Below are 25,891 nucleotides of genomic sequence, written 5' to 3'. Positions count from 1 at the left end.
CTTCCTTGGCTGTCCCGCGGTCTCCCGCGGGTCACTTCTTCACACGAACAGTCTTCGTGGACCGGGTCTCGAGGGTCATCTCGTCGGCCTCCGCGACCTTCGCCTTCAACCGCACAGTACCTGTCGCGGCGTCGACCACGTCCACCACCTTCGAAAGCAGTTTCGCAGTATCCGCGTTGCCGGACGCGCTCGCGAGCTGAACGGCACGCCCCAGTTTGGCCGTTGCCCGCTCGAAATCGCCCGCTTTGCGAAGGTCCAGGCCCTGCTGGATGGCCTGCGCCAGCTCGGCCTGTCCGGTGTAGTGGGCGACCTGGGGGTTGATCGAGGTGGAGGCGGCCATGTCGTCGGTCCACACCGCCCTGACCAGGCCCTGGCCGCCGAGGCTGTGGGCCTGCCCGTCCGGCTGCCGCACCACCAGGGAGATCCGGGCGGCCAGCATCTCCTGGCCGAGACCGGCCGCCGGGACCTCCACGCACAGGTGGTAGTCGCGGGACTCGTCGCCCCAGGAGCCGGTGGGGTAGTCCCCGGACCGCGGCCCCGCCTCGGCGCGACGATCGGTCAACTCCTCCACCGCGGGCGCCACTTGCTTGACGAATCTCAGGTTCGCGCCGACCGGGGTCCACACCCGCAGCGCCACGTCGGCGACCTCCTTGCCCATCGCCGTCTCCATCATCCGCGTGAAGTCGGCCGTCAGCCCCGCCGGGTCGGCGACGATGTCGGCGGTGCCGAGCAGCGCGGAGGCGATCGCTGTGACTTCTTTCACTTCCCAGTCGGTGCCCACGCCCCGCGCGTCACAGGTGAACCGTCCGGCGCACTCGTCCAGCGCCGCCCGCAGGTCCTGCGGCGACTCGTGCTCGTTGCGGCCGTCGGTCAGCAGGATGCCGTGCCGGATGGCGACGTCCGTCGAGGACAGCAGCCGGCCGGCGAGCCGCAGCCAGGTGCCGATGGCCGTGCCGCCGCCCGCGCCGAGCCGGCGCAGCGCCTGCTTGGCCTGCTCGCGCGTGGTGGCGTCGGCGACCGCGAGCCGTCCGCCGCCCGGGTAGACCTCCTGGGCCACGTGCGTGCCGGCGATCACCGTGAAGTGGACCCCGTCGCGCAGGGTGTCGATCGCGGCGGCCGTGGCGTCCCGCGCGTTGCGCATCTTGGCCGGCGGATAGTCCATGGAGCCGGAGCAGTCGACCATGACGGCGACCGCGGCGGAGGGCCCCCGGCCGCCCCCGTACAGGTGCGGGGCCGTGACGGCGCCGCCCACGGCGCCGCCGCCGGTCGCGGTGACGGTGACGATGGCGTTCACCTCACGGCCGCCCTCGGGCAGGTACTCGTTCTGGTAGACGTCCACCGAGAACTGCGGCACGTCCGGTTTGGCGAAATTGGCCATGACTGTTCCGATCCCCCTGTGAAACCCCGCTGACGCGAGGCGATGCCGGTGGACGGACCGGTCCCCTCCGGTCCGCCCGGACTTCCCCGTGGTGCGGCCTCAGGCCGATCCTGCCCCCTGCGGCGGCGCGGGGAACGGCAGGACCGCCACTGTTACGTTGTCGTGGCCCCCGCCGTCCAGGGCGTGACCGACCAGGACGCGGGCGCAGTGCAGCGGACGGGCGGCCGCGTCGGCGGGCGCCACCTCGGCCATCTCCCCGGCCGTCTCCGCGTAGTTCCACAGGCCGTCGGTGCACACCAGCACGACCCCGGGCCGGTCCGGCTTGAAGGCGGCGGTGTGCGGCTCCAGTTCGTAGGCGTCCGCGCCGAGCCAGCCGGTGATCGCGTGGGCGCGCTCGTCGGCGTACGCCTGCGCCTCGCTCATCAGCCCGGCCGCGACCATCTGCGCCGCCCAGGAGTCGTCCTCGGTGAGCCGGGCCGGGGGCGCGGAGCGGTCGTCCGGCACCCAGTAGGCGCGGCTGTCGCCGACCCAGCCGACCACCAGCAGCCCGCCCGTGACGATCGCGCCCACGATGGTGCAGGCCGGGGCGTTGTGGTGCGGGTCGTGCTCGCGCGCCGCGTCGGGCTCCCCGGCGAGGGAGTCGACGGCCTGCGCGGCGGCGACGATCGCCTCGTGCATCGCCGCCTGCGGGTTGGTGCCGCGCGGCAGGACGGCCAGCAGGGTGTCGACGGCGGCCTGAGAGGCGGCCGCCGACGCCTCGTCCGGCCGGGTCGCCGAGGACACGCCGTCGCACACGATGGCCAGCGCCGCGGGCGAGCCGTCGGGCAGCGCGGTGTGGGCGACGGCGAAGGCGTCCTCGTTGCGGTGGTGGCGCAGACCGCGGTCGCTGACCGCGGCGACCAGGCCCGACTCCCGCTCCATGTGGTCGCGTTCGCGGGGCTGGGCGTGCCCGCAGTTCTCGCAGTAGCCGTCGTCGTCCACCCGGCCGGTACGGCAGGCCACGCAGACCTGCGCGGGGTCGGCCGGGCCGGGGGCGGCGGCCGGTCCGTCCGGTGCCGGGGACGCGGCGGGAGAGGTGGCGGCGCGCGGGTCGGGAGCCTGCAACGGGTACTCCTCGGGCTCCGGGCGCCGGTCGAAGCGGACGCCGGGCGTGGCCGGTTCCTGGTGGGGATCGTGGGGCAGCGCGTTGCCGCCCGAGTCGGTGCCGGGCAGATCGGCCGCCCGGTGCGCCGCCGGCTGGGTGCTGCCGGAGCCGTCCGGTTCGGGGGCGGGCCAGTCCACGCCGTCCCCGGGGCCGGCGCCTGCGGTCATGGTGAGGGTCGGGTGGTCCTGCGGCGGGGCGGGCACGACGGACAGGTCGTACCCGCACGCGCCGCAGAAGAGGTCACCCGGCTCGAGCGGCTCCGCGCAGCTCGGGCACTTGGCCAGTGCGGTCTGCTGGGGCATCTGCGACATCAACTACACCCACGTCCGGGGGCGGTAACGGTTGGCCCGTTCCACCAGCTCGATCCTCTCCTCGCCGCCGGGCGCCAGTCTCGCCAGCGTGCGGTACGAGCGCTCCAGGCCGAAGCGCAGGCCCCGTTCGTCCAGACCGCTGCCGAGCAGCTTCCGTCCGGCGGCGGCCGGCGGGGCGGTGCCCTGGCCAGTGGAGAGTACCCAGTCGAGCGCGCTGCCGAGCACTTCGGCGGACAACAGCTCCCGGCGTGCCGGGTCCAGACCGTACGCGTCCAGCGCCTCGACCTGCCCGGCGGCGGCCGTCAGGTCGTCGAGGAACGGCGTGTCACCGGCACCCGGCGTACGCCCGCGCAGCCGGGCCCGGACGGCGGCGACCCGGGCGGCCGTGTAGTGGATGGACGACTCGGGCACCGACTCCAGGGTGCCGACGGCGCCGGCCCGGTCACCGGCCGCGAGCCGCACCCGGGCCAGCCCGAACGCGGCACTGACGAAGCTCGGATCGGTCGACCACACCAGCCGGTAGTACTCGGCGGCGTTGTCCAACTGGCCCAGCACCTCGGCGCACAGGCCGAGCGCCAGCTTGGGCGCCGCCTCGCCGGGGAAGGCGTCGTAGATCGCGTCGAAGCCGAGCGCGGCGCCCTCGAAGTCGCCGGTGACCAGCGCGGCCACGCCCCGGTACCAGACCACCCGCCAGTCGTCCGGCCGCTGCTCCTCCAGCTCGCCGAGAGCCGCCAGCGCCGTGAGGTGGTCGCCGTTCTCCAGCCGGGCCCTGATCTGCCGCAGCCGCGACTCCACGCTCGGCGCGGGCGCCGCGTCCAGGGCGCTGATCAGCTCGGCCGGCGCGGACGCCATGAGCCCGGCCAGGAAACCGGCGTTGGGGTCGTTCGGGTCGACCAGCGGCACCGGCAGCGCCAGCGCGGCGGCGGGCGTGTCCACGGGCCTGACGACGGACGGCCCGGGCAGCGCGGGCACCGCCCCGGCGCCGCGCGCCGGGCGCGCGCCGAGCAGCGAGACGTCCCCGTACGCCCGGGGGAACAGCTCGGTGTCGACGACCTTCACCTCGGGCCCGAACAGCGTGGACAGGGCCGGTCTGGCCCGCCCGGTCTGCAGCGAGACCACCTCCCGGAGCACGCCGGTGAGCTGCTCCGCCATCTCCTGCGCGGAGGCGAACCGGCGGGCCGGGTCGGGGTCGGTGGCGCGGACCAGGAGCCGGTAGAAGGACTCGTAGCGGTGGAAGACCTCGATGTTGTCCGGGTCGGGCAGGGAGTCCACGAAGACGTTCGTGTAGCCCTGGAAGTCGAAGGTGAGGACGGCGAGCGTACGGCCCACCGTGTACAGGTCGCTGGCCACCGACGGGCCGACGTCGGCGACCTCCGGCGCCTGGTAGCCGACCGTGCCGTAGATCGCCGACTCGGCGTCGTCCATGCGGCGCACGGCGCCCATGTCGATCAGCTTGAGCTGGTCCTCGGTCTGGATGGCGTTGTCGACCTTGAAGTCGCAGTACAGCAGGTTGCGGCTGTGCAGGTGGCCGAGCGCCTCCAGGGCCTCGATGCCGTACGCGCAGGCCTGCTCCACCGGCAGCGGGTCGCGCCTGCCGTCGGGCGTGCGACGGGCGTTGGCGATCTCCTTCAGCGACTTGCCGCCGACGTACTCCATGACGATGTAGCCGTCGAGGGAACCGGTGCGCTGGTCGAGGTGCTCGACGAAGTTGTAGATCCGCACGATGTTGGCGTGCTCGATCTCCGCGAGGAACCGCCGCTCGGAGATCGCCGCCGCCATCGCGTCCTGGTCGCCGGTGTCCAGCAGGCCCTTGAGCACCACCCACCGGTCCGACACGGCCCGGTCGACGGCGAGGTATATCCAGCCGAGGCCGCCGTGCGCGAGACAGCCCGCGACCTCGTACTGGCCGTGCACGACGTCCCCGGCCTTCAGCTTCGGCACGAACGAGTAGGGGTGCCCGCACTTGGTGCAGAACCCCTCCGTGCGCCCCGGCCGCTCGCCCCGGGCGCGCCCGACCGGCGCCCCGCAGTCGGACCGCGAGCAGAACCGCTTGCGCTCGGGCACCTCCGGGTTCTCCAGCACCATCGCGCGCGGATCGGGCCGCGGCACCTGCGGCACCGAGACCAGTCCGGCGCCCAGCCGGCCGCGCGCCGAGACGCCGGAGGACGAGCCGGAGCTGCGCACCGACACCGAGCGGGCGCTGGAGCGGCCCGACAGGTCGCGGGAGAGCCGCCCGGACACCGAGCGCCGCGACCTCGACGACTGCGAGGAGGTGCGTGAACTGCGGGCGCTGGCGGGTGAGCCCCCGCTCGTCCCCGAGCCCTTCGTAACGCCCGTGGCCGGCGAGCCCACCATGCCGTCCCCGGCAGCGGGACGACCGGACGCCACGACCGGGGCGAGACCGCAGGTGTCGCAGTACAGCTCGCCGCCGCCGACGTCCTCGTAGGAGCCCTCGCAGCCGGGCCGCTGGCACGCGCGCCGTGCCTGACTCATGACTCACCTCTGCGATCCTCGGGAGTGCCCTGGCGGGGGACGCCCGGCGTGCCGAGCAGTTCGGCCGCCGCCTGCTGGTAGCGCAGCACGGCCTGTTCGGCGACGCGCAGGTCGCAGGGGGCGCTCCACAGCATGCGCCGGGCCGCGTCGTACCGCTCGACCAGCAGGGGGTCCTCGGCGACGCCGTTGCGGGCGACCTTCGCCTTGTACGCGTCCAGCCGGCCGCGCAGCTCGGCGCGGACCGCGAGCGGGGCGGTGACGGCGGTCAGCGACTCCCGGGCGCGCAGCAGCTCGTCGTCGGCCTTCTGCTCCAGCGACTCGAGCAGCGGGGAGAGCCGGTGCCACTGCGCCTGCCGCCGGTACTCGGCGGCCGTGGCCAGTTGTTCCTGCAGCACGGTCGGCGGTCCGCTGACCACCGGCACCTCGGTCGCGGCGATCTTCGCCAGCACCTCACCGCGCGCGGTGCGCGCCTCGGCGAGGGTGCGGTCCGCGCGGGAGAGCACGTCCCGCAGCCGGATCAGCCGCGCCTCCGCGTCCTGCCGGACCGTCAGCACCGCGTCGATCTCACGCCGCACGTCCTCGAGGGCGCGGGCCTCGCGGTCGTACACCGTGGTGTCCGGGCGGCCGCCGCCGGGCGCCGAACTGCCCTCGGCCCGCACCCAGAAGGCGAGCGGGTCGGAGACCACCTCCGCGCGCAGGGCGGTCAGCGTGCGGGTGATGCGCTCCAGGTCGTCGCCCGCCGGGTGCTCGCCCGGGCGTACGCCCACGGAGTGGGCGAGCCTGCGGGTGCGCTGGAGTTCAGCGGCGAGCAGATCGATCCGGGCGGGCAGCGCCGACCAGACCGCGTCGGCGGTGACGACCAGGTCGAGCGAGGACGCGTACAGCTCGTTCATCCGGTCCACCAGGGTGGTGAGCGAGAAGCTCTCGCTGAGCCTCGGAGCGGACTCGGGGCCGGTGCCGCCGGGCACGGTGACGGACGCGCCGCGCAGCAGCTCGGTCAGCTCCGCCAGATCCTCACGGCTGGACCAGCGGCGCCGGGCGCGGATTTCCCGGGCGGAGCGCAGCGCCGCCGTGTAGGCGTCGAAGTACGACCACAGCAGGGTGATCGACGCCTCGGTGACCTGCCAGCGCTGCCGGGTGACGCCGGTCAGCTCGGCGCCTTCGAGGAGCCTGCGGCCCGCGTGGTCCTGGAGGGCGAGCAGCGAGGTCTCGATCGCCTCGTGCTCCGCGCCGAGCCGCGCCAGCGCACGGTCCACCTCGTCCCGGTCCATCACCGGCCCGGCGGGGTCCGTGACGCCCATCGATCACCTCTCGCTGCTGTGTGGTTGGACTGGGTGGGGTTCAGCTCTTGCGCAGGTACTGCGGCGTGGGCGGCTCGGAGGGTTTGGAGTCCTTCCCCAGTGTGGCCGACAGCCACCTGTCGTACGAGGCCTGCCAGCCGTCCTTGCGGTAGTCGACCAGGACGCGGTTGACCCGGCGTACCAGGTCCGTGGCGTCCTTGCTCATCGCCACGCCGTAGTACTCGGTGGTGAACGCGTCACCCTTCAGGGCGACCGTCGGGTCCTGCGCGGCCTGGCTGGCGGCCAGGGCGCCGTCGGTGACCACCGCGTCCACCTCGCCGAGCTGGAGCCGGACCAGGCAGTCGAGCTGGTTGGGGACGGTGGTGGAGATGTCGGTGGAGGCGGGCAGGTGGCCGGCGGCCCGGTCGGCCTTCAGCTTGCCGTAGGCGGTGGAACCGGACGCCGTGCAGATCCGCTTGTGCGCGAGCGTGCCGTTGTAGCCCGTGACCGGGGAGGACTTGGGGGCCAGCACCTGCTGCCCGGTCTTGAAGTAGGGCGCGGAGAAGGCCACGTCCCGCATGCGCGCGCAGGTGATGGTCATCGTGCGGACCACCATGTCGACCCGGCCGTCCTTGATCGCGGGTATGCGCTGGCTGGTCGGGATGGCCTTGAACTGCACCGCGTCCGGGTCACCGAGGATGTCCTCGGCGATCCGGTGGACGAGGTCGATGTCGAAGCCCTCGAGCTGGGCGGTCTCGGTGTTCGGGTTGCGGTAGCCCCAGCGGTAGCTGTTCTGGTCGACGCCGACGACCAGCTTGCGCTTGGCGCCCGTACGGGACTTGATGGCGTCGATGGTCGGGCCGTCCGCCCCGGACGGGGACAGCGTCTGCTTCTGCGCCTCGGAGTCCTGGCAGTCCCCGGCCCGCGCCTGGCTGCCGTCGGCGAGGCCCGGACCGGCCGTCCGCGCGTCGTCGTCGTGCTGGGGCTGCGTGCACGGCAGCAGCAGCGCGAAGGCCAGGGCCAGCGCGCACAGCACCGCCATCGCGCCGACCCCGCCCCAGCCCCGCAGGGCGGCCCGTACACGGCTCGCGTACATCGTCACGCCCCCTGTCACCGGTACTCCGAAAGCCTGCGCCCGACGCCGGCGACCGCGGCCGCCGCGCCGAGCACGGCCAGCACGGCGGCGCCGACGGACAGTCCGGTCATCGCGTCCCGCCCGTCGCCGGCGGCGCGCTGGAACTCGCTCTGCTCGTGGCCGATGGCCAGGGCGAGATTGCGGTCGACGCTGTCGAAGCAGGCGCCGGTGGCGTCCGCGCCGCCGATCACCTTGTCCAGCGCCTGCTGGTAGTTGCCGTTCTCGTCCTCGGCGCGGGCCGAGGCGTGGCGCTGCTTCCACACCGCCATGTTGCCCTCGGCCGCCTTGACCGGCCCGGTGCCCGCGGTGTCGTCGGCGAGCCTGCGGGCGTCGGTGAGCCCCTTGGCGAGCACGGTCATGTCCCGGTCGAAGTCGTAGTAGTAGGCGTCGTACGTCTGCCCGCCCACCGTGACGGTCTCGGCGCCGCGGGCCACCAGGCTCAGGTTCTCGTTGCCCCGCGCCTTCAGGGAGGCGATGCGGGCGTCGTGCAGGACGTTCAGCGAGCGGACGCCGTTGTCGTAGGAGCCGTTCAGGCCGGAGCGGGCGACCGTGTGCCCGACCACCAGCCACAGCACCGCCGCGGCGGTGGCGGCGGAGGCGGCGACCAGGCCGTGGTTGAGGACCCGGTTGGTGCGCCGGTAGGTGCGGTGCTGGGCCCAGCCGAGCGCGGCCAGGGCGAGCACGCCGAGCGCGATCGCCGCCCACGGGTAGGGCGTGGCGTCCGCGTAGTCGGCGTTCAGCCGCTGGTTCTCCTTCTTGTAGAGGTCCTCCGCCGCCGGGAGCATCTCCTTCTGCATCTTCTCGTTCGCGTACCGCAGGTAGGCGCCGCCGACCGGATAGCCCTGCCGGTTGTAGGTGCGGGCGCGCTCCACGAGCCCCTTGTACTCGGGCAGCAGCTTGTTCAGCCTGGCGACGGCCGTCTCCGACGGCGACCCCGGCTCGGAGTTGGCGGCGGCGGTGACGAGGCCGGCGGCGGCCGTGCGGATGTCCTTCTCGTAGCGGTCACGGGACTGGGCGGTCTCCTGACCGCCCGCCAGGAAGCCGCTGGAGGCGGCCGTGTTGGCGTCGGCCAGCGAGCGGTAGATGCCGGCGGCGCCCGCACTGAGCGGCTGGCTGCGGTGCAGCACGTCGTCGGCCGCTGCCGCGCGCTCGGCGGTCTGCCAGGCGGTGACCGCGCCGAACGCGACGACCAGCACGGCGAGGACGGCGCCGATGACGCGCAGCCGCCCCGGCTCGGTGGTCGCGGCGGCCCGCAGCCGGTCGACGCCCTCGGCGAAGGCGGTGCGGCGGGGCGCCGGGGGCGGGCTCGGCCGGGCGGGCGGCGCCGGCGGCGCGTACTGCGGGGGGACCGCGGGCATGGCGGCGCCCGCCGGCGGCGGTGCCGTGCTGCTCTTCGGCGGGTGTGTCACCTGACCTCCCCCGTGGTCATCCGTTCGCCGCCAAGTATTGCGGCACGGACCGACATCCGCACCGGCCTTCGCTGGATCTTGGTCGGATCGCTGCGTCCCCTGCCCATGAATACGCCCTGGGCACGTGTTCGGTTCCCGTGGCCGCCCCCCCGGCGGCCACGGTGTCAGCTCCGGCCGGTGTCCCAGTGGGCGCGGGCCCGCTCCAGGCCCGCCGCCCCCGCGCGCAGGCGGTCCAGGCCCAGGAGGACCGCGCCCAGGACCGGTGCGGCCGTGACCACGCGCACGTCCGCCTTCGGCGCGCGGGACGCCAGCAGGTCCCGGACGCCGTCGTCCAGCCGGGCGTGACCGGCGCTCAGGACGCTGCCGCCCAGCAGCACCGGCGTCTGCTCGCCGAGGAGGCCGAGCCGGGTCAGGGCCACGGTGGCCATCGTCGCGACCTCGTCGGCGAGGCGGTCCACGAGGGAGCGGGCGATCCGGTCCCCGCGCGCGGCCGTGCGGAACAGCACCGGCGTCAGCTCGTGCCGGCGGCCGTGCTCGACGTGCCCCAGGTGCAGGGCCTCGATCAGCGCGTACATGGAGGGCAGGCCGAAGTGGGCGGGCAGCGCGCGGGCCAGCTCGGTCGCCTCGCCCCGGCCGTCCTCCGCCCGTGCCGCGTACCACAGGGCCTCCTCGGCCAGCCCCCAGCCGCCGCCCCAGTCGCCGGAGATCCGCCCGATGGCCGGGAAGCGCGCGGTGCGGCCGTCGGGGCGCATGCCGACGCAGTTGATGCCGGCCCCGCACACCACGGCCACGCCCCGGGGCTCGGGCACGCCCGCCCGCAGGATCGCGAAGGTGTCGTTGCGGACCTCCACCGAGGCGCCCCACGCGCGCGCGTGCAGCGCGGCCGCCAACTGCTCCTCCTCCACCGGCAGGTCGGCGTTGGCGAGGCAGGCGGAGACGTGCGAGACGGAGGTGACGCCCGCGTCCGCGAACGCCCGCGCGACCGGTTCGGCGAGGGCGTCCACCGCCGCCTCGACACCGACCGCCGGCGGGCGGAAGCCGCCGCCGCGTGCCGTGGCCAGCACCTCGCCACCGCCGGTGACCACGGCGACGTCGGTCTTGCTGTTGCCAGCGTCGATGGCGAGGACGGTCGGGATCAGGCCCACGCGAGGTGCTCCCGGTTGTGCGCGACCAGCCGGTCGGTGAGGGCTTCGGCGTACTCGTACTGGCCGACGAGCGGATGGGCGAGCAGGGCGCGGAAGACCCGGTCCCGGCCGCCCCGCAGCGCCGCCTGAAGCGCCAGCTCCTCGTAGGCCGTCACGTTCGCCACCAGGCCCGCGTACAGCGGGTCGAGGGCCGGCACGGCGAGGGGCGTGGCCCCGGACGGGCCCACCGCGGCCTGCACCTCGATCACCGCGTCGTCCGGGAGGAACGGCAGCGTGCCCCGGTTGAGCGTGTTGACCACCTGGTACGGGCTTCCCGTGCCGCCGCCCAGCAGGGCCGCCGCCAGGTCCACGGCCGCCTCCGAGTAGAAGGCGCCGCCCCGCTTGGCGAGCAGCGCCGGCTTCTCGTCCAGCGCCGGGTCGCCGTACATCGCAAGCAGTTCGCGCTCCATCGCGGCGACCTCCGCCGCCCGGGACGGCTTGGTGCGCAGGTCCCGCACCACCTCGTCGTGGGCGTAGTAGTAGCGCAGGTAGTAGGAGGGGACCACGCCGAGGCGGTCCAGCAGGGGCCGGGGCAGGCGCAGGTCGTCGGCGATGGCGTCGCCGTGCGCGGCGAGCAGTCCGGGCAGCACGTCCGCGCCCTCGGGACCGCCGAGCCGCACCCCCGTCTCCCAGGTCAAATGGTTCAGGCCGACGTGCTCCAGGTGCACGTCCTTGGGGTCGGTGCCCAGCAGGGCGGCGAACTTGCGCTGCAGCCCGATCGCCACGTTGCACAGGCCGACCGCCCGGTGCCCGGCCTCCAGCAGGGCGCGGGTGACGATGCCGACCGGGTTGGTGAAGTCGATGATCCAGGCCCGCGGGTTCGCCCGGCGGACGCGCTCGGCGATGTCCAGGACGACTGGGACCGTGCGCAGCGCCTTGGCGAGGCCGCCCGCGCCGGTCGTCTCCTGGCCGACGCAGCCGCACTCCAGCGGCCAGGTCTCGTCCTGCTGCCGGGCGGCCTGGCCGCCGACCCGGAGCTGGAGCAGCACGGCGTCGGCGCCGTCCACGGCCGCGTCCAGGTCGGAGGTGGTGACGATGCGGCCGGTGTGGCCCTGCCTGGCGAAGATCCGCCGGGCCAGGCCGCCCACCAGCTCCAGGCGCTCGGCGGCCGGGTCCACGAGGACGAGTTCCTCGACGGGCAGGGTGTCCCTGAGCCGGGCGAAGCCGTCCACGAGTTCGGGGGTGTAGGTCGAGCCGCCGCCGACCACGGTGAGTTTCATATGCAGTTCAACCTTTGACTCCGGTGAGGGTGACGCCCTCGACGAACGCCTTCTGGGCGAAGAAGAACACGAGGATCACGGGGGCCATGACCAGCACGGTGGCGGCCATGGTGAGGTTCCAGTCGGTGTGGTGGGCGCCCTTGAAGGACTCCAGGCCGTAACTCAGCGTCCAGGCGCCGGGGTTCTCCGAGGCGTAGATCTGCGGGCCGAAGTAGTCGTTCCAGGCGTAGAAGAACTGGAACAGGGCCACCGCCGCGATGCCGGGCTTCGCCATCGGCAGCACCACCCGCACCAGGGTCCTGAGGTCACCGCAGCCGTCGACCTTCGCGGCGTCCACGTACTCGTTCGGGATCGTCATCAGGAACTGGCGCAGCAGGAAGATGGAGAACGCGTCCCCGAAGGCCATCGGGACGATCAGCGGCCACAGCGTGCCCGAGAGGCCGAGCTGCTTCGCCCAGAACAGGTACATCGGGATGACGACCACCTGCGGGGGCAGCATCATCATCGAGATCACCAGCATGAGTGACAGATTGCGGCCCCGGAAGCGGAACTTGGCCAGCGCGTACGCCACGGGGAGCGAGGAGACGACGGTGAGCACGGTGCCGAGCCCGGCGTAGACCAGGGTGTTCTTCCACCAGGTGAGGAAGCCCGGAGTGGCGAAGACCTGGCGGTAGTTGCCCCACTCCCAGGTGTGCGGGACCAGGTCCCGGCTGAGGGCCTGACTGTCGCTCATCAGGGAGGTGAGGAACACGAACACGAAGGGGAGGGCGAAGAACAGGGCGGCGGCGACGCCGAGGGAGTGCACCGCGATCCACTCCAGCAGCGCCCTGCGCCGCGCCGTGCGCTCGGCGCGCGAGACGGCCGGAGCCGTCTGGACGGGCTTCTCCAGTACCTGGGTCATGGTCAGTCACCTGCCTGTACGAGTCCGCCCCGGCGCCGCATCAGCAGCGCGGTGAACGCCATCGACAGGGCGAAGAGGACCAGGGCGACGACGCACGCGGAGCCGTAGTCGAAGCGCTGGAAGCCGAGGTTGTAGACGAGCTGGGGGAGGGTGAGGGTGGACTTGTCCGGGTAGCCGGGCTCGAACTGGGTGCCCGCGCCCTGGATCACGCCCGAGGCGACCTTTCCCGCGATCAGCGGCTGCGTGTAGTACTGCATCGTCTGGATCACGCCGGTCACCACGGCGAACATCACGATCGGGGAGATGTTCGGCAGGGTGACGTAGCGGAAGCGCTGCCACGCCGACGCGCCGTCCAGCTCGGCCGCCTCGTACTGCTCCGCCGGCACGTCGAGCAGCGCGGCCATGAAGATGACCATCAGGTCGCCGATGCCCCACAGCGCGAGCAGGGTCAGGGCCGGCTTGGACCAGGCCGCGTCGTTGAACCAGCCCGGCGCCGGCAGGCCGATCCGTTCCAGGATCGAGTCGACCGGACCCGTGCCGGGGTTGAGCAGGAAGGCGAAGGCCATGGTCGCGGCGACCGGCGGGGCCAGGTAGGGCAGGTAGAACAGGGTGCGGAAGACACCGGCGCCGGTTCTGATCCTCGTGATGAGCAGCCCGACCCCGAGCCCGAAGACGACCCGGAGCGTCACCATCACCACGACCAGCCACAGGGTGTTGCGCAGCGCGGGCCAGAACAGCGGGTAGTGCTCGAAGACGTAGGCCCAGTTCCTCGTGCCGCTCCACGTCGGCGGCCGGAAGCCGTCGTAGTGCATGAAGGAGAAGTAGACCGTCGAGATCAGCGGGTACGCGAAGAAGACCGCGAAGCCGATCAGCCAGGGCGACATGAAGGCCGCCGTGCGCAGCGCCGCCCGGCGGCGCCTGGAGCCCAACGTGGTGGCGGCCATGGCTACTCGGCCTGCGCGATATCCGTGTCGATCTGCGCGGCCGTCTTCCTCAGCCCGGCCTTCAGATCGGTGACCTTGCCGCTCTCGTAGTCGTACCCGAACTGCTGGATCGTCACCAGGTACACACCGCCGTTGACCGAGGCGGGGGTGGTGGTCGAGTCCGGGTCGGCGGCGATGTCCAGGAACGTCTTGAACCGCGGGTCGTACTTGAGCTTCGGCGACTTCAGCGCGGCCAGGGTGGAGGGCACGTTGTGGATGCCGTTGGCGAAGCCGACCACCGCGTCCGTGTCCGTGGTCATGTACTTCACCAGTTCCCAGGCCGCGTTCTGCTTGTGGCTGGTGGCGGCGATGCCGGCGATGGTGCCGGTGATGTAGCCCTTGCCGTACTGGCCGGCCTGGTCGTCCGGGACGGGCAGCGGGGCCACCCCGATCTCGAACCCGGGCTCGGCCTGCTCGGCCATGCCCAGCCGCCACTCGCCGTCGAGCTGCATGGCGACCTGGCCGGTGTGGAAGGGGTGCCGGGGGCCCCACTCGTCGCCGAGGGTGGCCCGGAACCTCTCCAGCTTCTGGAAGCCGCCGAGTTCGTCCACGAGCCGCTTCTGGAGCGTGAAGCCCTTCTCGAACGCCGGGTCCTTCGCCAGGGCCGACTTGCCGTCCTTGCCGAAGTACGTCGGCGAGAACTGCCCGAAGTAGTGCTCGGTCGTCGACTCCCAGCCGTGGTAGTTCGGCATGAAGCCGAGCTGCTTGTAGGTGCCGCCCCGGGAGACGGTCAGCTTCTTGGCGTCGGCCTCGAACTCGGACCAGGTCTTCGGCGGGGCCGCTATGCCCGCCTTCGCGAACGCCGTCTTGTTGTAGTAGAGCCCGTAGGCGTCGCCGAGCAGCGGGACCGTGCAGCGGTCGCCGTCGAACTGGGTGTACTCGTTCATCGGCTTCGGGAACGTCGTCCGCGGGTCGATGCCCGACTTCTCGAAGAAGGGGTTCAGGTCGATCAGGGCGCCCGAGGAGCAGAACTTGCCGACGTTGTTGGTGGTGAAGGAGGAGATGACGTCGGGGGCCCGGTCGCCGCCGGTGCGCAGCGCCTGGTTGATCTTGTCGTCGGTCATGTTGCCGACGACGTTCACATGGATGTTGGGATGCGCCTTCTCGAACCCGGCGACCAGGGACTTCACCGCCTTCACCTCGTTCGGCGCGCTCCAGGCGTGCCAGAAGTTGATCGTCGTCTCCTTGGAGGCGTCGTCGGACGCGCCGGAGCCGGACTGGCCGGTGCAGGCGGTGGCGAGCAGGGCGAGGGAGGCGGTGAGGGCGAAGGCCGCTTTTCGGGCGGTTCCGGGTACGGCTGTGGGCATGACGAGGTCTCCCGGGGACGGGGGCGGTTGAGGAGGGAGTGCTTCGGTGGGGCTCGGGCGTTCAGCGCGAGGTGTCGAAGACCTCGTCGCGGGTGGTCGCGAGCGCGGACTCCAGTGCGCCGCGCAGCACGGGGTGTTCCGTCACGTCGCCGACGACCAGCCGGGGGCGGGCCGCGGCGAGCTCCTCCAGCTCGGCCTGGACGAGGGCGCGCAGCACCTCGCCGCCGGCCGTCAGGGCGGAGCCGCTGAGGACCACGAGTTCGGGGTCGAGGACGGAGACCAGTGAGGCGAGACCGGTGGCCAGCCGGGTCGCGTAGGTCCGCAGCAGCTCCCGGTGCGGTCCGCCGGCGTGGTCGGCCGCCCGCGCGAGCAGCGCCGCGGCCACCTCGGCGTACGGGCCCGCCGGCACGTCGGTGATGCCGAGTTCGCGGGCCAGTCGCGGCACCGCCTGCGAACCGGCCAGCTCCTGGTAGCCGCCGCTGTTGGCCCTGGTGACCTGGCGCACCAGGGGAGTGCCCGGCACGGGCAGGAAGCCGACCTCGCCGGCGCCGCCGGTCCAGCCGCGGTGCAGCCGGCCGCCGAGGACCAGGGCGGCGCCCATGCCCTCCTGGTTCCACAGCAGGACGAAGTCCGCGTGCCCGCGGGCCGCGCCGAGCCGCTGTTCGGCGATGGCGACGAGGTTGACGTCGTTCTCGTACTCCACCGGCATCGGCAGCGCGGCGGCGAGCTCGTCGAGCAGGCTGGGGGAGTGCCAGCCGGGCAGGTGCGAGGCGTAGCGCAGCCGGCCGGTGCCCGGGTCGAAGGCGCCCGGGGTGCCGATGACCAGCCGGTGCACGTCCGGCCGGGCCAGCCCCGCGGCCTTCACGGCCCCGTCGAGGGCCTCGGTGACCTGCTGCACGACGGGCCGGGCCGGTCGCCGGCCCGGGGTGGGCAGCTCGTACTCGCCGACCGTGCGGCCGGTGACGTCGGCGACGGCGGCGCGGATGCGGTGCGGGGACACGTCCATCCCGGCCGCGTGGGCGGCGTCCGGGTTCACCGCGTAGAGCTGGGCGCTGGGGCCCGGCCGGCCCTCGCTGGTGCCGGTGACCCGGACCAGTCCGGCCGCCTCGAGGCGGGCCAGGAGCTGGGAGGCGGTCGGCTTGGACAGGCCGGTGAGCTTGCCGATCCGGGTGCGGGACAGCGGCCCGTGCTCCAGGAGCAGGTCCAGCGCGGCGCGGTCGTTCATGGCGCGCAGGACGCGCGGGGTGCCCGGCGTACCGGCGGTTCCTGCCATGCGGTCGACACCTGCCTTTCCGGCTGCCCAGCTTTTCAGTGACCCGGGCGGGTCGTCCAGCCTTGATCGACGGGTGCCCGGGAGATCACTGTTAGGAAAGTTTCCTATTGGCGTGGGAGGAACGTAAGCCCAGGACGAAGAGGGCGTCAATAGACAACGCCCCCGAGGCAACGGAGTCGTTACCTCGGGGGCGCGGGGGCGCGGGGGCGCGGGGGCGCGGCGCCGCTACTTGCCCGGAGGGGCCGGGCGCTGGGTGGCGATCGGGGCCGCGGCCGCCGACTGCGGGGACTCCGCGTTGGCGTACACCGACGGCGCCGCGACCGCCGCGGTCGGGTCCGGGGCGTCCTCGGCGTCCTCCACGGCCGTCGCACCGCCGACGATGCGGATGCTCGCCGCGTCGAAGGCACGCTTGACGCGCCAGCGCAGCTCGCGCTCGACGGCCACCGACTTGCCGGGCATGGTCCGCGCCGACAGCCGCACCACCATGGAGTCGATCAGCACGCTGTCCAGGCCCAGCACCTCCACCGGGCCCCACAGCAGCTCGTTCCAGGGCTCTTCCTTGGTCATCTTCTCGGCGACCTCGTCCAGGACGGCCTTCACCCGGTCCAGGTCCTCGCTCGCCTTCACGGTCACGTCGACCCCGGCGGTCGCCCAGCCCTGGGAGAGGTTGCCGATCCGCTTGACCTCGCCGTTGCGGACGTACCAGATCTCACCGCCGGCCCCGCGCAGCTTGGTCACCCGCAGCCCGACCTCTATCACCTCGCCGGAGGCCACGCCCGCGTCGATGGTGTCGCCGACGCCGTACTGGTCCTCCAGGATCATGAAGACACCGGAGAGGAAGTCCGTGACCAGGTTCCGGGCGCCGAAACCGATCGCCACGCCCGCCACACCGGCCGAGGCCAGCAGCGGCGCCAGGTTGATCCGGAAGGTGGACAGCACCATCAGCGCGGCCGTGCCGAGGATCAGGAAACTGGCCACCGAGCGCAGCACCGAGCCGATCGCGGCCGCCCGCTGCCGCCGCCGCTCGACGTTGACCAGCAGCCCGCCCAGCGCGCTGCCCTCGGAGGCCTGCACCGTCCGGGTCATGCGCTCGATCAGCTTGGTGATCGCCCGCCGCACCACCGCTCTGAGCGCCACCGCCACGACCACGACCAGCACGATCTGCAGGCCCATGGCCAGCCAGGTCGACCAGTTCTGCTCGACCCAGGTCGCGGCGTTCGTCGCGTGCTCCTGGGCGTCCTGCAGGGTGGGGACGGGCTGCGCCGTCGAACCCGAGGGGGACGGCGAAGGGGACGCGCCGGCGGCCGCAAGGACGGCGGACAAGGACACGACAGGTACCTCCATGGTGCTGCGCGGCCCGATCCGGTGGGGCGGTCAAGGTCTTCACGATCACGAAATGGTCACCGGACGGACAGAGCCAACACACTAACGGGGCATCGTGTGCGTCCCGCGCCGTTCCGCTCAAGGGAGACCGGTCTCACCAGGGCTTGAACAGGCCGTGACGCGGGGGACACCTCAGGTGTGGTCGAAAACACTCCCAGCCCGTTACCGGGACATGGTGGCGCGTTCACCAGGCATGAGGGGAGACTGACTGCAGATCGTCCCGGCGCGAGCCACGCGCCGCCGACGCCCAAGGAGGCACCCGTGCCGCACGTCCTGGTCCTCAACGCGTCGTACGAGCCGCTCGGCGTCGTACCGCTCCGCCGCGCGCTCGTCCTCGTCCTGGAGAACAAAGCGGTCTCCCTCGAGGAATCCGGCGCCTTCATGCACAGCGCCACCGTCACAGTCCCCGCACCCAGCGTGGTCCGGCTGAAGCGATTCGTCCGGGTTCCCTACCGGGGGCCCGTTCCTCTCACCCGGCGGGCGCTGTTCGCGCGCGACGGAGGCCGGTGCATGTACTGCGGTGGCGTCGCAACCAGCGTCGACCACGTCATCCCGCGCAGCCGCGGAGGCAAGCACGTCTGGGACAACGTGGTGGCCTCGTGCCGCCGCTGCAACCACGTGAAGGCCGACCGTCACCTCGTGGAGATCGGCTGGCGGCTGCGCCACAAACCCGCCCCGCCCACCGGACTGGCCTGGCGCATCATCGGCACCGGTCACAGGGACCCGCGCTGGCTGCCCTACTTGCAGCCGTACGGCGCGGACGACGCCCTGGCCCGGATCGACGGCATCTCAGCCTGACGGTCCGGGCCTTCGTGCACCCCGTGGCCGGACGGCCTCCGTTCAGCCGCGGGGTCCTTCGGCACGCGCCCCGCGCACCGCGTACAGCGCGGCGCCCACCACGAACGCGGTCAGCGCCGCCGCCCAGGCGCCCGGTTGCGCGCCGGGCTGCACCGGCCACGCCCACACCGTGACCGCGCGCCCGCGCGCCCCCGCGGAGGCGAGGTACACGGCGCTCACATAGCCGAAGGCGGGCAGCCAGCTCAGCCTGGCGCCGAGCACGACGGCCGCGGCGGCCGTGACGCCGGTGCAGCCGAGCGTATTGCGGACGACGGCGGGCGGCCCGAAGGTCTCCGGATGCCCCAGCACCGCCAGCGGCAGCAGCACCGCCGCCAGCGCGGTCAGCGCCCCGAGCTGCGTCAGCCGCAGCGGCCACCAGGGCCGTACCGCGGTACGGTCCAGCTCCTCCGACGCCGAGTACAGGCTGGCGCCGATCACCGCGGACGCCAGCAGCGGGGCCAGGGCGACGACCGGTACCCGGCGGTAGGGGTCCAGGTAGGCGTCCAGGCTGCCCGCGGCCCACACCGCGAAGGCGGTGGTGGCGGCCAGCGCGAGCAGGGTGAGGGGGAGGGCGCGGGAGCGCGCGTGCAGGAGGGGGCCGGTCACAGGGCGGGCACCCCCTTCACGTCACAGGTGCCCGCCGTCGCGAAGTACGCGGACAGCCAGTCCCGGCGCTCCTGCGCGCCCATGGCGGCCAGCGCGGCCCGGGCGGCGAGGCGCTTGCGCAGGCCGGCGCGGTCAGCCGCGTCGCCACGGGCGTCGATGTCGTCGAAGTGCTTCTGCGCCGGGCTGGGGGCGAGATAGGCCGCCACGGCGTCGTCGGCCAGGGACATCCGCTCCGTGGGGTGCAGGCAGTCGGGGCGCCGTTGCAGGGCCGCCGTCGCCTCCCACGCGAACTGCCGCGGATCGGTGAGCCGGCCCCGTACCACCGACCAGCCGAGCGGCGTGAGAGCGGGCAGTTGCGCCTCGGCGTCGTGCGATTCGTGGTCGCGCTCCTCCCACCGCACCGGCACGTTCCGCACCCCCGCGAGCTTGCCTGTGATACCCGACAGCGCCCCGGCGACCTGCGGCAGCATCCCCGCGTACCGGGCGTTCACGCAGACCGCCGGAGTGGTGGAGGTGTCGCACACCTGCCGGCGCGCGAGCGGGGCCTCGTGCCACAGCCCGTCCCCGGTCTGCGTCAGCACCGCCCCCGCCGCCACGGCCGCGGCCAGCGGCAGCAGGGCCGTCGCCCGGCGCCGCGCGGCGTACGCGAGCGCGGCGGCGAACGCCAGGCCCGCCGTCCACACGGCCATGGAGACCGGCTGCCACCACACCGGGACGTCGGTGTCCATGATCGGGAACGCCGGATCGAGATGACGCACGGGAGCCGAACGGCTCGCGGACAGCACGCCGAGCCCCACGTACCCGGCGATCGCCAGCAGCGGCGCGGCCAGCCGGGAGGGGACGACGCGGCCCACCACGAGCCCGAGCAGCGCGGCCGCCGCCACCGCCACGGTGTCCCCCGGCAGCAGGGCCGGGTGCGGCCGGTCGCCCTGCGCGTAGGGCCACGTGGCGAGCATCGCCAGGCCCGCCGCGGCCAGGTAGCCGGCGGCCGTCCAGAGCGCGACCGGCAGGGCCGGGGCGAGGAACCGGGCGAGCGGCGCCCGGGCGGCCGTCCCCCACAGCTCCTCGGTACGCCGGCGCCGCTCCCGCCCGCCCTGCCAGCAGCCCGCGGCGGCGGCCAGCGGCCCGGCGATCAGCCCGGCGACGTGCGTCTGGGCGGCGGTCTCCGCCCAGCCGCCCTGCCAGCGGGCGGCGGAGCCGGCCAGCAGGACGCCGAGGGTGAGCAGTACGGCGGCCCCGGCGAGCGGCGCGAACCCGCGCAGGGCCTCGGCGCGCAGCGGGTGGGGCTCCCGCGAGGCTCGTGTCCCCCGGCCGGTTCCGAGGCCCGTCGCACCGAGGCTCATCGCACCGACTCCCGCGTCCCGGCGCCGCGGTGGGCCCGCAGCGCGGCCGTGTAACCGCGCTCGATCGGGTGGTCGCCCGGCCCGCCCGAGGTCTCGCCCGTCAGCGTGAGCGAGCGCGGGGTGCCGCGGTAGGCGATGCGGCCCCCGTCGAGAAGCGTGACCTCCGTGCAGGCGGCGGCCACGTCCTCGACCAGGTGGGTGGAGACCACCACCGTGGCCGAGTCGCCGAGCTCGCGCAGCAGCTCGCGGAACTCCACCCGCTGCTCCGGGTCCAGACCGGCGGTGGGCTCGTCCAGCAGCAGCACGCTCGGCTCGTTGACGATGGCCTGGGCGATGCCGACCCGGCGGACCATGCCCCCGGACAGGGTGCGGATCTTCGCGTCGGCGCGGTCCGCGAGACCGACCCGGGCCACGGCGTCGGCCACGGCGGCCGGGACCCGCGCGGCGGGCATCTCCTTCAGCCAGGCCACGTACGCGACGAACTCGCGCACCGTGAAGCCCGGGTAGTAGCCGAACTCCTGCGGCAGGTAGCCCAGCCGGCGCCGGACCGCGGTGCGCCCGGCGTGGCCGGCGGCGTCCTGGCCGAGGATCTCGACCCGCCCGGCGGACGGCCGGGCCACGGTGGCCAGGACCCGGATCAGCGAGGTCTTCCCGGCGCCGTTCGGCCCGAGCAGCCCGTGCACACCGGTGCCGAGGTCCAGGTCGACGCCGTCCAGCGCGAGATTCTTCCGGTGCCGGACCCGCAGGCCGGACACGAGTATCGAATTCAAGGGGTCTCCGTGGATGGATGCCGGTGCCGGCCGCGGGCGGCGCTGCTCACCGGGGTACGGGGCGGTGGTCGGCGCGTCGGACGCCGGGCGGTGCTTCGGGGGTCGCGGAGCCGCGGACGCCGGGCGGTGCTTCGGGTGCCGCGGAGTCGCGGGGTCGCGAGGCCGCGGACAGGGACGGGGTCCGGTCCGGCTGCGGTCGCCGGGGTGGTTCGGGCGGTCGCGGGCCGTGCCGGCGGGGGTGGTCGGCCGGGGGTGGTCGGCCGGGTGTGGGTGGTGTGGTCGAGAGTGGTGTGGTCGAGAGTGGTGTGGTCAGGGGCCGTGGGTGCCTGGCTCCGCGTTGCCACCGGGATGGTTCGTGGTTTCACGGGCCACGTCGGCGGCGGCCTCGTCGGTCGCGGGTGGTGCCGGTCGGAGGCGGGGCCGTGTTGCCGGGCTCGGGGTGCTGGTGGCGGGGGCGTGCGCCGTGCGGGCGCTGCGGTCGGGCCCGGGGCCGGCGGCGGGGTGGAGGCGGTCGCAGGCGAGGCGGTGCGGCCGGGCCCCTCGGTCACCGGGGGATGAGACGGTCGTAGGCCGGGCGGCGGAGCGTCAGGAGGGTGGCGCTCAGGGCTGCCGCCGCCGCCCAGCCGCCCTGCGCGCCCGCCCCGTCGAGACAGCGGGACAGCTGCTCGGCCAGCCGTGCGGTGACCTCTCCGCCGGGGGCCCAGGGCACGGGCGCGCCCACGGCGACCAGCCAGCCCCCGGCCGTGACCCCGGCCGCCGCACGGCAGCCGACGAAGGAGGCCAGCGCGAGCGTGCCCAGGGCCAGGGCGAGCCCGGGCAGCAGCCAGGCCGCGGCGGCCGGGGCGCCGGAGGCGGGCAGCAGCAGCCCGGTCAGGGTCAGCAGCGGCACGCTCACCGCGAGCACGGCGGCCGTCCGGGTCAGCGCCAGCCGCAGCCCGCCGCGCGGACCGGCCGCCGCCACCTCGTACAGCGGGTCGGCGTGCGGACCGTACGACAGGGCGACCCCGGCCACCGGCACCACCGGCGCGACGGCCAGCAGCAGCGCCCGTGTGCCGGGCACACCGCCCCCGTACGCCAGGGCCATCGCCCCGGCCGCGACGAGCAGCACGGCCGGCAGCCACGCCCCCCGCACGGCGGGTCCGGCGGCCCAGAGCAGCCGGGCCGTCCGGGACAGCGCCGGTGCGGAGGCCGGGTCCGGCGCGGAGCGGGACGCCCTCGCGGGCGCCCCTCCGAGCACCGCCCCCCGCACCTCGTCCAGCACCGCCCCGGCCGCCGTCGCGCGCACCGCCCGCGACACCAGCGCCGCGCATCCCGGGCAGCTCTCCAGATGCAGCTCCAGGGACCACGCGTCCGGCTCCGCGAGGGAGCCGTCGGCGTAGCGGGCGACGAGGCCGGCCGAGGCGTGCCAGACGGGCGCGTTGCCGTGGGTCATGCCGTGCCTCCCAGCGGGGACGGGTTCAGGTGAGCCAGCGCGGACCGCAGTTCGGCGCGTGCGCGGTGGGCGCGGGACTTGACGGTGCCCTCGGGTATGCCGAGCAGCCGGGCCGCCTCGCGGGTGCTCAGCCCGTCGACGACGGTCGCGCGCAGCACCTCGCGCAGCTCGGGGGAGATCCGGTCCAGCGCGGCGCCGACGTCCCCGTACTCGAGACCCGCCAGCACCCTGTCCTCCGCGGAGGGCGCGGCGGCCGGCCCGCGGGAGCCGTCCACCGGCTCCAGCGGCCCGCCCGCCACCCGCGCGGCCCGCTCCTGCGCCCGTCGCGCGTCGACCAGCCGCCGTGCCGCGATCGTCCACAGCCAGCCGCCGGTCTCCTGCCCGCGGTGCCCGGCCGCCGACCGCCACACGGTGACGAACGTGTCCTGCAGCACCTCGCGGACGACCTCCGGGTCGGCGCAGCGCCGGGCCAGCCGTGCGTGCAGCCACCCGGCGTGCCGGTCGTACAGGTCGGCCATGGCCGCCGGATCGCCCGCCGCGACGGCCCGCAGCAGTGCCGCGTCCCCGTCGCCGTCCTTCTCCCGCTGGCCCCCCACGGGGCGGAACAGTCTCACACCCCCTCTATCGGCCACCCGGCCGCCGCCGGTTCACGCCCTGCGCACATCCGTGCCCGCTGGGTGCGGTGAGTGCCTTCGCCGCCACGGGGTAGGCCTGCCCTAACCACCGCAAGCCGAGCAAGCGACCAGTGACAAGGAGGCCCCCGTGGCCGCACCGGCACATCCCACCGTCCCGGCCCAGTGGAAACCCCCGGCGGAGCCCTCCGCCGAGACCGACGAGATGCGGCTGTGCGTCTTCAGCGCGGAGAGCGCCTGCGCGGAGACGCCGCTGACCAGCGAGCCGCCCCTGCCCGACGCCGAACCCCTGACCAGCGAGCCGCCGCTCGCCGACGCCGCCCCGCTGACCAGCGAGTCGGACCCGGTCCCCGACTTCTTCGGCGCGGGACTGTAGATGGCCGCGGCCGCCGACGAGGAGCTGGCCCGGCTCGCCGCACTGCACGGGGTGGACACCTCCTACAGCCCCGCCCCCGACCGCACGGTCGACGTACCCGCCTCCGCCGTGGTGGCCGCACTGGCCGCCCTCGGCGTCGACGCGGGCACCCCGGACGCGGTCCGCGCCGCGCTCACCGCGCGGGAGCGCGAGCTGCGCGAACGGCTGCTGCCCCCGACGGTCGTGCACTGGGCCGGCGATCCGGACGGCCCCGCCGCCCTCGCCGCGCTGCCCGCCGGCACCCGCCTCACCGTGGAGACCGAGCAGGGCGAGCTGCTGGACACGGCCGGCGGCCTGCCGCTCGGCGTGCACCGGGTGACCGCCGCCGCGCCCGACGGCCGCACCGGGCACTGCCACCTCGTCGTCGCCCCGGACCGGCTGCCCACCCCGGCCACCCGCTCCTACGGCCTGCTCGTCCAGCTCTACTCGCTGCTCTCCCGGCGCTCCTGGGGCATGGGCGACCTCGGTGACCTCGCCGAGCTGGCCGGCTGGGCCGGGCGCACCGCCGGCGCCGGATTCGTGCAGGTCAACCCGTTGCACGCGGCGGTGCCCGGCGCCCCGACCGACCCCTCGCCGTACCGGCCCTCCTCCCGCCGCTTCCCCGACCCGGTGCACCTGCGCGTCGAGCTGATCGACGAGTACGCCTACGTCGAGGACCAGGAGCGGGTCCGGGCCCTGCTGGAACGCGCCGGGCGGCTGCGCGCCGACGTCCTCGACAAGGGCGCCCTCATCGACCGGGACGCGGTGTGGGAACTGAAGCGCGAGGCGCTGGAACTGGTCCTCGCCGTGCCCCTCGGACCGGGACGGCAGGCCGCCTACGACGCCTTCCGCGCCGAGGAAGGGCAGACCCTGGAGGACCACGCCACCTGGTACGCGCTCGCCGAAATCCACGGCTCCGACTGGCACCGCTGGCCGGCGGGGCTGCGCGACCCGCGTTCCGCCGAGACCGCCCGCGCCCGGGCCGCGCTCGCCGATCGTGTCGACTTCCACGCCCGTCTCGCCTGGCTCACCGACGGCCAGCTCCGCGCCGCACAGCGCGCCGCGCTGGAGGCCGGCATGTCCGTCGGGATCATCCACGACCTCGCCGTCGGCGTGCACCCCCAGGGCGCGGACGCCTGGGCGCAGCAGGACCACTTCGCCGCCGGGATGTCGGTCGGCGCCCCGCCCGACGCCTTCAACGCCCTCGGCCAGGACTGGGGGCTGCCGCCCTGGCGTCCCGACCGGCTGGCCGCCTCCGGCCACGCCCCCTACCGCCGGCTGCTGCGCGCCCTGTTCCGCTACACCGGCGCCCTGCGCATCGACCACGTGATGGGTCTGTTCCGGCTGTGGTGGGTGCCCCAGGGCAGCCCGCCCACCGAGGGCACCTACGTCCGCCACGACGCCGAGGCCATGCTCGCGCTGCTCGCCCTCGAGGCCTTCCGGGCCGGGGCGGTGGTGATCGGCGAGGATCTGGGGACGGTGGAGCCGGGGGTGCGCGAGACGCTGCAGCGGCGCGGGGTGCTCGGCACCTCGGTGCTGTGGTTCGAGCGGGACTGGGAGGGCGACGGCCGTCCGCTGCCCCCCGAGCACTGGCGTGCCGACTGCCTGGCCACCGCCACCACCCACGATCTGCCGCCCACCGCCGCCCGGCTCACCGGCGACCACGTCGGCCTGCGCGACCGGCTCGGCCTGCTCACCCGCTCCGCCGCCGAGGAGAGCGCCGAGGCGGCCGCGGACACCGCGGAGTGGCTCGCGCTGCTGGGCAGCCTCGGCCTGCTCGACAGCCCGGCGGCCGGTCCGCCCGGCAGCGACGAGGAGGCGGAGATCCAGGGCGTCCACCGCTTCCTGCTGCGCACCCCGGCACGCCTGGTCGGCGTCTGGCTCCCGGACGGGGTGGGCGACCGCCGCCCGCAGAACCTGCCCGGCACCTGGGACGAGTACCCGAACTGGCGGCTGCCGGTCGCCGACGCCGAGGGCCGCCCGGTGACGCTGGAGGAGCTGGCGGCCTCGCCCCGGCTCCGGGCGCTGCTGGACGTGCTGCGGCTGGAGTCGGGCCGTAGGGGACCCCGGCCGCGCGGCCGTCCGGGTGATTCGCTAACTTGAGAGTGTGGACAATAAGAACGCCCTGCGCGCCGGCGCCCTGGCCGCCGGTACGACGCTGATGATGCTGCTCATGTCGTCCCCCGCGCTCGCGCTGACCCGCGACGACGGTGACGACCCCGGCCCCGGCCTGAGCGTCATCCAGACGCTGGGCCTCTACGTGCTGGCGCCGATCGCCCTGTTCGTGATCATCGCGGGCCTGGTCATGGCGCTGGACAAGTCCCATGCCAAGAAGGACACCACCACGTCCAACATCAGCGTGAAGGGCGAGGCGAAGGCCTGACCGGCCTCCCCGTCCCGCCGAGGGCGCCGTCCTCCCCGCCGGTACGCGCACACCGCCGTACCCGGGTGAGGCCGGCGCCCTCGGCGTTCGCCG

The 25,891-nt window shown here is 74.4% G+C and carries 22 protein-coding genes; 4 read left to right on the top strand and 18 right to left on the bottom strand.

What is annotated here, in order from left to right; translation table 11 throughout:
• Nucleotides 1-31: 31 nt before the first annotated feature.
• The 13 genes from TNCT1_RS16160 to TNCT1_RS16100 all read right to left on the bottom strand — a co-directional run bounded on the left by TNCT1_RS16160 (nucleotide 32) and on the right by TNCT1_RS16100 (nucleotide 17,347).
• Nucleotides 32-1,378: a VWA domain-containing protein gene (locus tag TNCT1_RS16160; RefSeq protein WP_143632434.1), complete on the bottom strand. Its 1,347-nt coding sequence runs from the start codon at nucleotides 1,376-1,378 to the stop codon at nucleotides 32-34.
• 99 nt (nucleotides 1,379-1,477) lie between these two features.
• Nucleotides 1,478-2,833 carry a PP2C family serine/threonine-protein phosphatase gene (locus TNCT1_RS16155; protein WP_143632431.1) on the bottom strand — a complete coding sequence of 452 codons (1,356 nt, stop codon included), beginning with the start codon at nucleotides 2,831-2,833 and terminating at the stop codon, nucleotides 1,478-1,480.
• A 3-nt stretch (nucleotides 2,834-2,836) separates the two neighbouring features.
• Nucleotides 2,837-5,326, bottom strand: coding sequence for a serine/threonine-protein kinase (locus TNCT1_RS16150; RefSeq protein ID WP_143632428.1), 2,490 nt, complete (start codon nucleotides 5,324-5,326; stop codon nucleotides 2,837-2,839).
• Complete coding sequence (locus TNCT1_RS16145) at nucleotides 5,323-6,627, bottom strand: hypothetical protein (protein ID WP_143632426.1); 1,305 nt, start codon at nucleotides 6,625-6,627, stop codon at nucleotides 5,323-5,325. Before TNCT1_RS16145 ends, TNCT1_RS16150 begins: the two co-directional genes overlap by 4 nt.
• Before the next feature lie 40 nt (nucleotides 6,628-6,667).
• Nucleotides 6,668-7,702: a glutamate ABC transporter substrate-binding protein gene (locus tag TNCT1_RS16140; RefSeq protein ID WP_143632424.1), complete on the bottom strand. Its 1,035-nt coding sequence runs from the start codon at nucleotides 7,700-7,702 to the stop codon at nucleotides 6,668-6,670.
• Between the two features lie 14 nt (nucleotides 7,703-7,716).
• Nucleotides 7,717-9,099, bottom strand: a complete 1,383-nt coding sequence (locus TNCT1_RS16135) for a hypothetical protein (protein WP_143632571.1) — start codon at nucleotides 9,097-9,099, stop codon at nucleotides 7,717-7,719.
• Between the two features lie 215 nt (nucleotides 9,100-9,314).
• On the bottom strand, nucleotides 9,315-10,295 hold the full coding sequence (locus TNCT1_RS16130; protein ID WP_143632422.1) for an N-acetylglucosamine kinase: 981 nt from the start codon (nucleotides 10,293-10,295) through the stop codon (nucleotides 9,315-9,317).
• A complete protein-coding gene (locus tag TNCT1_RS16125; RefSeq protein WP_143632420.1) occupies nucleotides 10,286-11,554 on the bottom strand; it encodes a 6-phospho-beta-glucosidase in 1,269 nt (422 codons plus the stop codon). The genes TNCT1_RS16130 and TNCT1_RS16125 overlap by 10 nt, the downstream gene beginning before the upstream one ends.
• 7 nt (nucleotides 11,555-11,561) lie before the next feature.
• A complete protein-coding gene (locus tag TNCT1_RS16120) occupies nucleotides 11,562-12,455 on the bottom strand; it encodes a carbohydrate ABC transporter permease (RefSeq protein ID WP_143632419.1) in 894 nt (297 codons plus the stop codon).
• Nucleotides 12,456-12,457: 2 nt separating this feature from the next.
• Nucleotides 12,458-13,399 (bottom strand): carbohydrate ABC transporter permease, encoded by a 942-nt coding sequence (locus TNCT1_RS16115; protein ID WP_143632418.1) that lies wholly within the window; start codon nucleotides 13,397-13,399, stop codon nucleotides 12,458-12,460.
• A 2-nt stretch (nucleotides 13,400-13,401) separates the two neighbouring features.
• A complete protein-coding gene (locus tag TNCT1_RS16110) occupies nucleotides 13,402-14,745 on the bottom strand; it encodes an ABC transporter substrate-binding protein (protein WP_174266315.1) in 1,344 nt (447 codons plus the stop codon).
• Nucleotides 14,746-14,806: 61 nt separating this feature from the next.
• On the bottom strand, nucleotides 14,807-16,018 hold the full coding sequence (locus TNCT1_RS16105) for an ROK family transcriptional regulator (RefSeq protein WP_143632417.1): 1,212 nt from the start codon (nucleotides 16,016-16,018) through the stop codon (nucleotides 14,807-14,809).
• A 225-nt stretch (nucleotides 16,019-16,243) separates the two neighbouring features.
• Nucleotides 16,244-17,347, bottom strand: a complete 1,104-nt coding sequence (locus TNCT1_RS16100; RefSeq protein ID WP_235902611.1) for a mechanosensitive ion channel family protein — start codon at nucleotides 17,345-17,347, stop codon at nucleotides 16,244-16,246.
• Nucleotides 17,348-17,662: 315 nt separating this feature from the next.
• Between TNCT1_RS16100 and TNCT1_RS16095 the strand changes: the two genes are divergently transcribed.
• Nucleotides 17,663-18,199 carry an HNH endonuclease gene (locus tag TNCT1_RS16095; protein WP_055538384.1) on the top strand — a complete coding sequence of 179 codons (537 nt, stop codon included), beginning with the start codon at nucleotides 17,663-17,665 and terminating at the stop codon, nucleotides 18,197-18,199.
• Between the two features lie 42 nt (nucleotides 18,200-18,241).
• On the opposite strand, the gene TNCT1_RS16090 is transcribed toward TNCT1_RS16095, so the two are convergent.
• The 5 genes from TNCT1_RS16090 to TNCT1_RS16070 all read right to left on the bottom strand — a co-directional run bounded on the left by TNCT1_RS16090 (nucleotide 18,242) and on the right by TNCT1_RS16070 (nucleotide 23,003).
• Nucleotides 18,242-18,844 (bottom strand): hypothetical protein, encoded by a 603-nt coding sequence (locus TNCT1_RS16090; RefSeq protein WP_143632415.1) that lies wholly within the window; start codon nucleotides 18,842-18,844, stop codon nucleotides 18,242-18,244.
• Nucleotides 18,841-20,187: a hypothetical protein gene (locus TNCT1_RS16085; protein ID WP_143632414.1), complete on the bottom strand. Its 1,347-nt coding sequence runs from the start codon at nucleotides 20,185-20,187 to the stop codon at nucleotides 18,841-18,843. The genes TNCT1_RS16090 and TNCT1_RS16085 overlap by 4 nt, the downstream gene beginning before the upstream one ends.
• Nucleotides 20,184-20,957, bottom strand: a complete 774-nt coding sequence (locus tag TNCT1_RS16080; protein WP_235902609.1) for an ATP-binding cassette domain-containing protein — start codon at nucleotides 20,955-20,957, stop codon at nucleotides 20,184-20,186. Before TNCT1_RS16080 ends, TNCT1_RS16085 begins: the two co-directional genes overlap by 4 nt.
• 544 nt (nucleotides 20,958-21,501) lie before the next feature.
• Nucleotides 21,502-22,389: a zf-HC2 domain-containing protein gene (locus TNCT1_RS16075; protein ID WP_143632413.1), complete on the bottom strand. Its 888-nt coding sequence runs from the start codon at nucleotides 22,387-22,389 to the stop codon at nucleotides 21,502-21,504.
• Entirely contained in the window at nucleotides 22,386-23,003 is a 618-nt protein-coding gene (locus tag TNCT1_RS16070; RefSeq protein WP_174266314.1) for an RNA polymerase sigma factor, read from the bottom strand. The genes TNCT1_RS16075 and TNCT1_RS16070 overlap by 4 nt, the downstream gene beginning before the upstream one ends.
• A 148-nt stretch (nucleotides 23,004-23,151) precedes the next feature.
• Between TNCT1_RS16070 and TNCT1_RS16065 the strand changes: the two genes are divergently transcribed.
• The 3 genes from TNCT1_RS16065 to TNCT1_RS16055 are packed head-to-tail and all read left to right on the top strand — an operon-like array spanning nucleotide 23,152 to nucleotide 25,798.
• A complete protein-coding gene (locus tag TNCT1_RS16065) occupies nucleotides 23,152-23,397 on the top strand; it encodes a hypothetical protein (RefSeq protein WP_143632411.1) in 246 nt (81 codons plus the stop codon).
• Nucleotides 23,398-25,518 carry a 4-alpha-glucanotransferase gene (gene malQ, locus TNCT1_RS16060; RefSeq protein WP_143632409.1) on the top strand — a complete coding sequence of 707 codons (2,121 nt, stop codon included), beginning with the start codon at nucleotides 23,398-23,400 and terminating at the stop codon, nucleotides 25,516-25,518.
• A 4-nt stretch (nucleotides 25,519-25,522) separates the two neighbouring features.
• A complete protein-coding gene (locus TNCT1_RS16055; RefSeq protein WP_143632407.1) occupies nucleotides 25,523-25,798 on the top strand; it encodes a hypothetical protein in 276 nt (91 codons plus the stop codon).
• The last annotated feature ends 93 nt before the right edge of the window (nucleotides 25,799-25,891 follow it).

This window comes from Streptomyces sp. 1-11, assembly GCF_007176755.1.
In the GTDB taxonomy this organism is placed as follows: domain Bacteria; phylum Actinomycetota; class Actinomycetes; order Streptomycetales; family Streptomycetaceae; genus Streptomyces.
Note: the sequence above shows the minus strand (reverse complement) of the source record. Positions and strands in the feature narration are given on the sequence as shown.

Excerpts from the sequence above, each read along its gene's own strand:
- TNCT1_RS16105 (WP_143632417.1), bottom strand. The coding sequence starts at position 16,018 with ATGGCAGGAACCGCCGGTACGCCGGGCACCCCGCGCGTCCTGCGCGCC.
- TNCT1_RS16145 (WP_143632426.1), bottom strand. The coding sequence starts at position 6,627 with ATGGGCGTCACGGACCCCGCCGGGCCGGTGATGGACCGGGACGAGGTG.
- TNCT1_RS16135 (WP_143632571.1), bottom strand. The coding sequence starts at position 9,099 with ATGCCCGCGGTCCCCCCGCAGTACGCGCCGCCGGCGCCGCCCGCCCGG.
- TNCT1_RS16120 (WP_143632419.1), bottom strand. The coding sequence starts at position 12,455 with ATGACCCAGGTACTGGAGAAGCCCGTCCAGACGGCTCCGGCCGTCTCG.
- TNCT1_RS16160 (WP_143632434.1), bottom strand. The coding sequence starts at position 1,378 with ATGGCCAATTTCGCCAAACCGGACGTGCCGCAGTTCTCGGTGGACGTC.
- TNCT1_RS16110 (WP_174266315.1), bottom strand. The coding sequence starts at position 14,745 with ATGCCCACAGCCGTACCCGGAACCGCCCGAAAAGCGGCCTTCGCCCTC.
- TNCT1_RS16075 (WP_143632413.1), bottom strand. The coding sequence starts at position 22,389 with ATGACCCACGGCAACGCGCCCGTCTGGCACGCCTCGGCCGGCCTCGTC.
- TNCT1_RS16125 (WP_143632420.1), bottom strand. The coding sequence starts at position 11,554 with ATGAAACTCACCGTGGTCGGCGGCGGCTCGACCTACACCCCCGAACTC.
- malQ (WP_143632409.1), top strand. The coding sequence starts at position 23,398 with ATGGCCGCGGCCGCCGACGAGGAGCTGGCCCGGCTCGCCGCACTGCAC.
- TNCT1_RS16155 (WP_143632431.1), bottom strand. The coding sequence starts at position 2,833 with ATGTCGCAGATGCCCCAGCAGACCGCACTGGCCAAGTGCCCGAGCTGC.
- TNCT1_RS16085 (WP_143632414.1), bottom strand. The coding sequence starts at position 20,187 with ATGAGCCTCGGTGCGACGGGCCTCGGAACCGGCCGGGGGACACGAGCC.
- TNCT1_RS16115 (WP_143632418.1), bottom strand. The coding sequence starts at position 13,399 with ATGGCCGCCACCACGTTGGGCTCCAGGCGCCGCCGGGCGGCGCTGCGC.
- TNCT1_RS16150 (WP_143632428.1), bottom strand. The coding sequence starts at position 5,326 with ATGAGTCAGGCACGGCGCGCGTGCCAGCGGCCCGGCTGCGAGGGCTCC.
- TNCT1_RS16140 (WP_143632424.1), bottom strand. The coding sequence starts at position 7,702 with ATGTACGCGAGCCGTGTACGGGCCGCCCTGCGGGGCTGGGGCGGGGTC.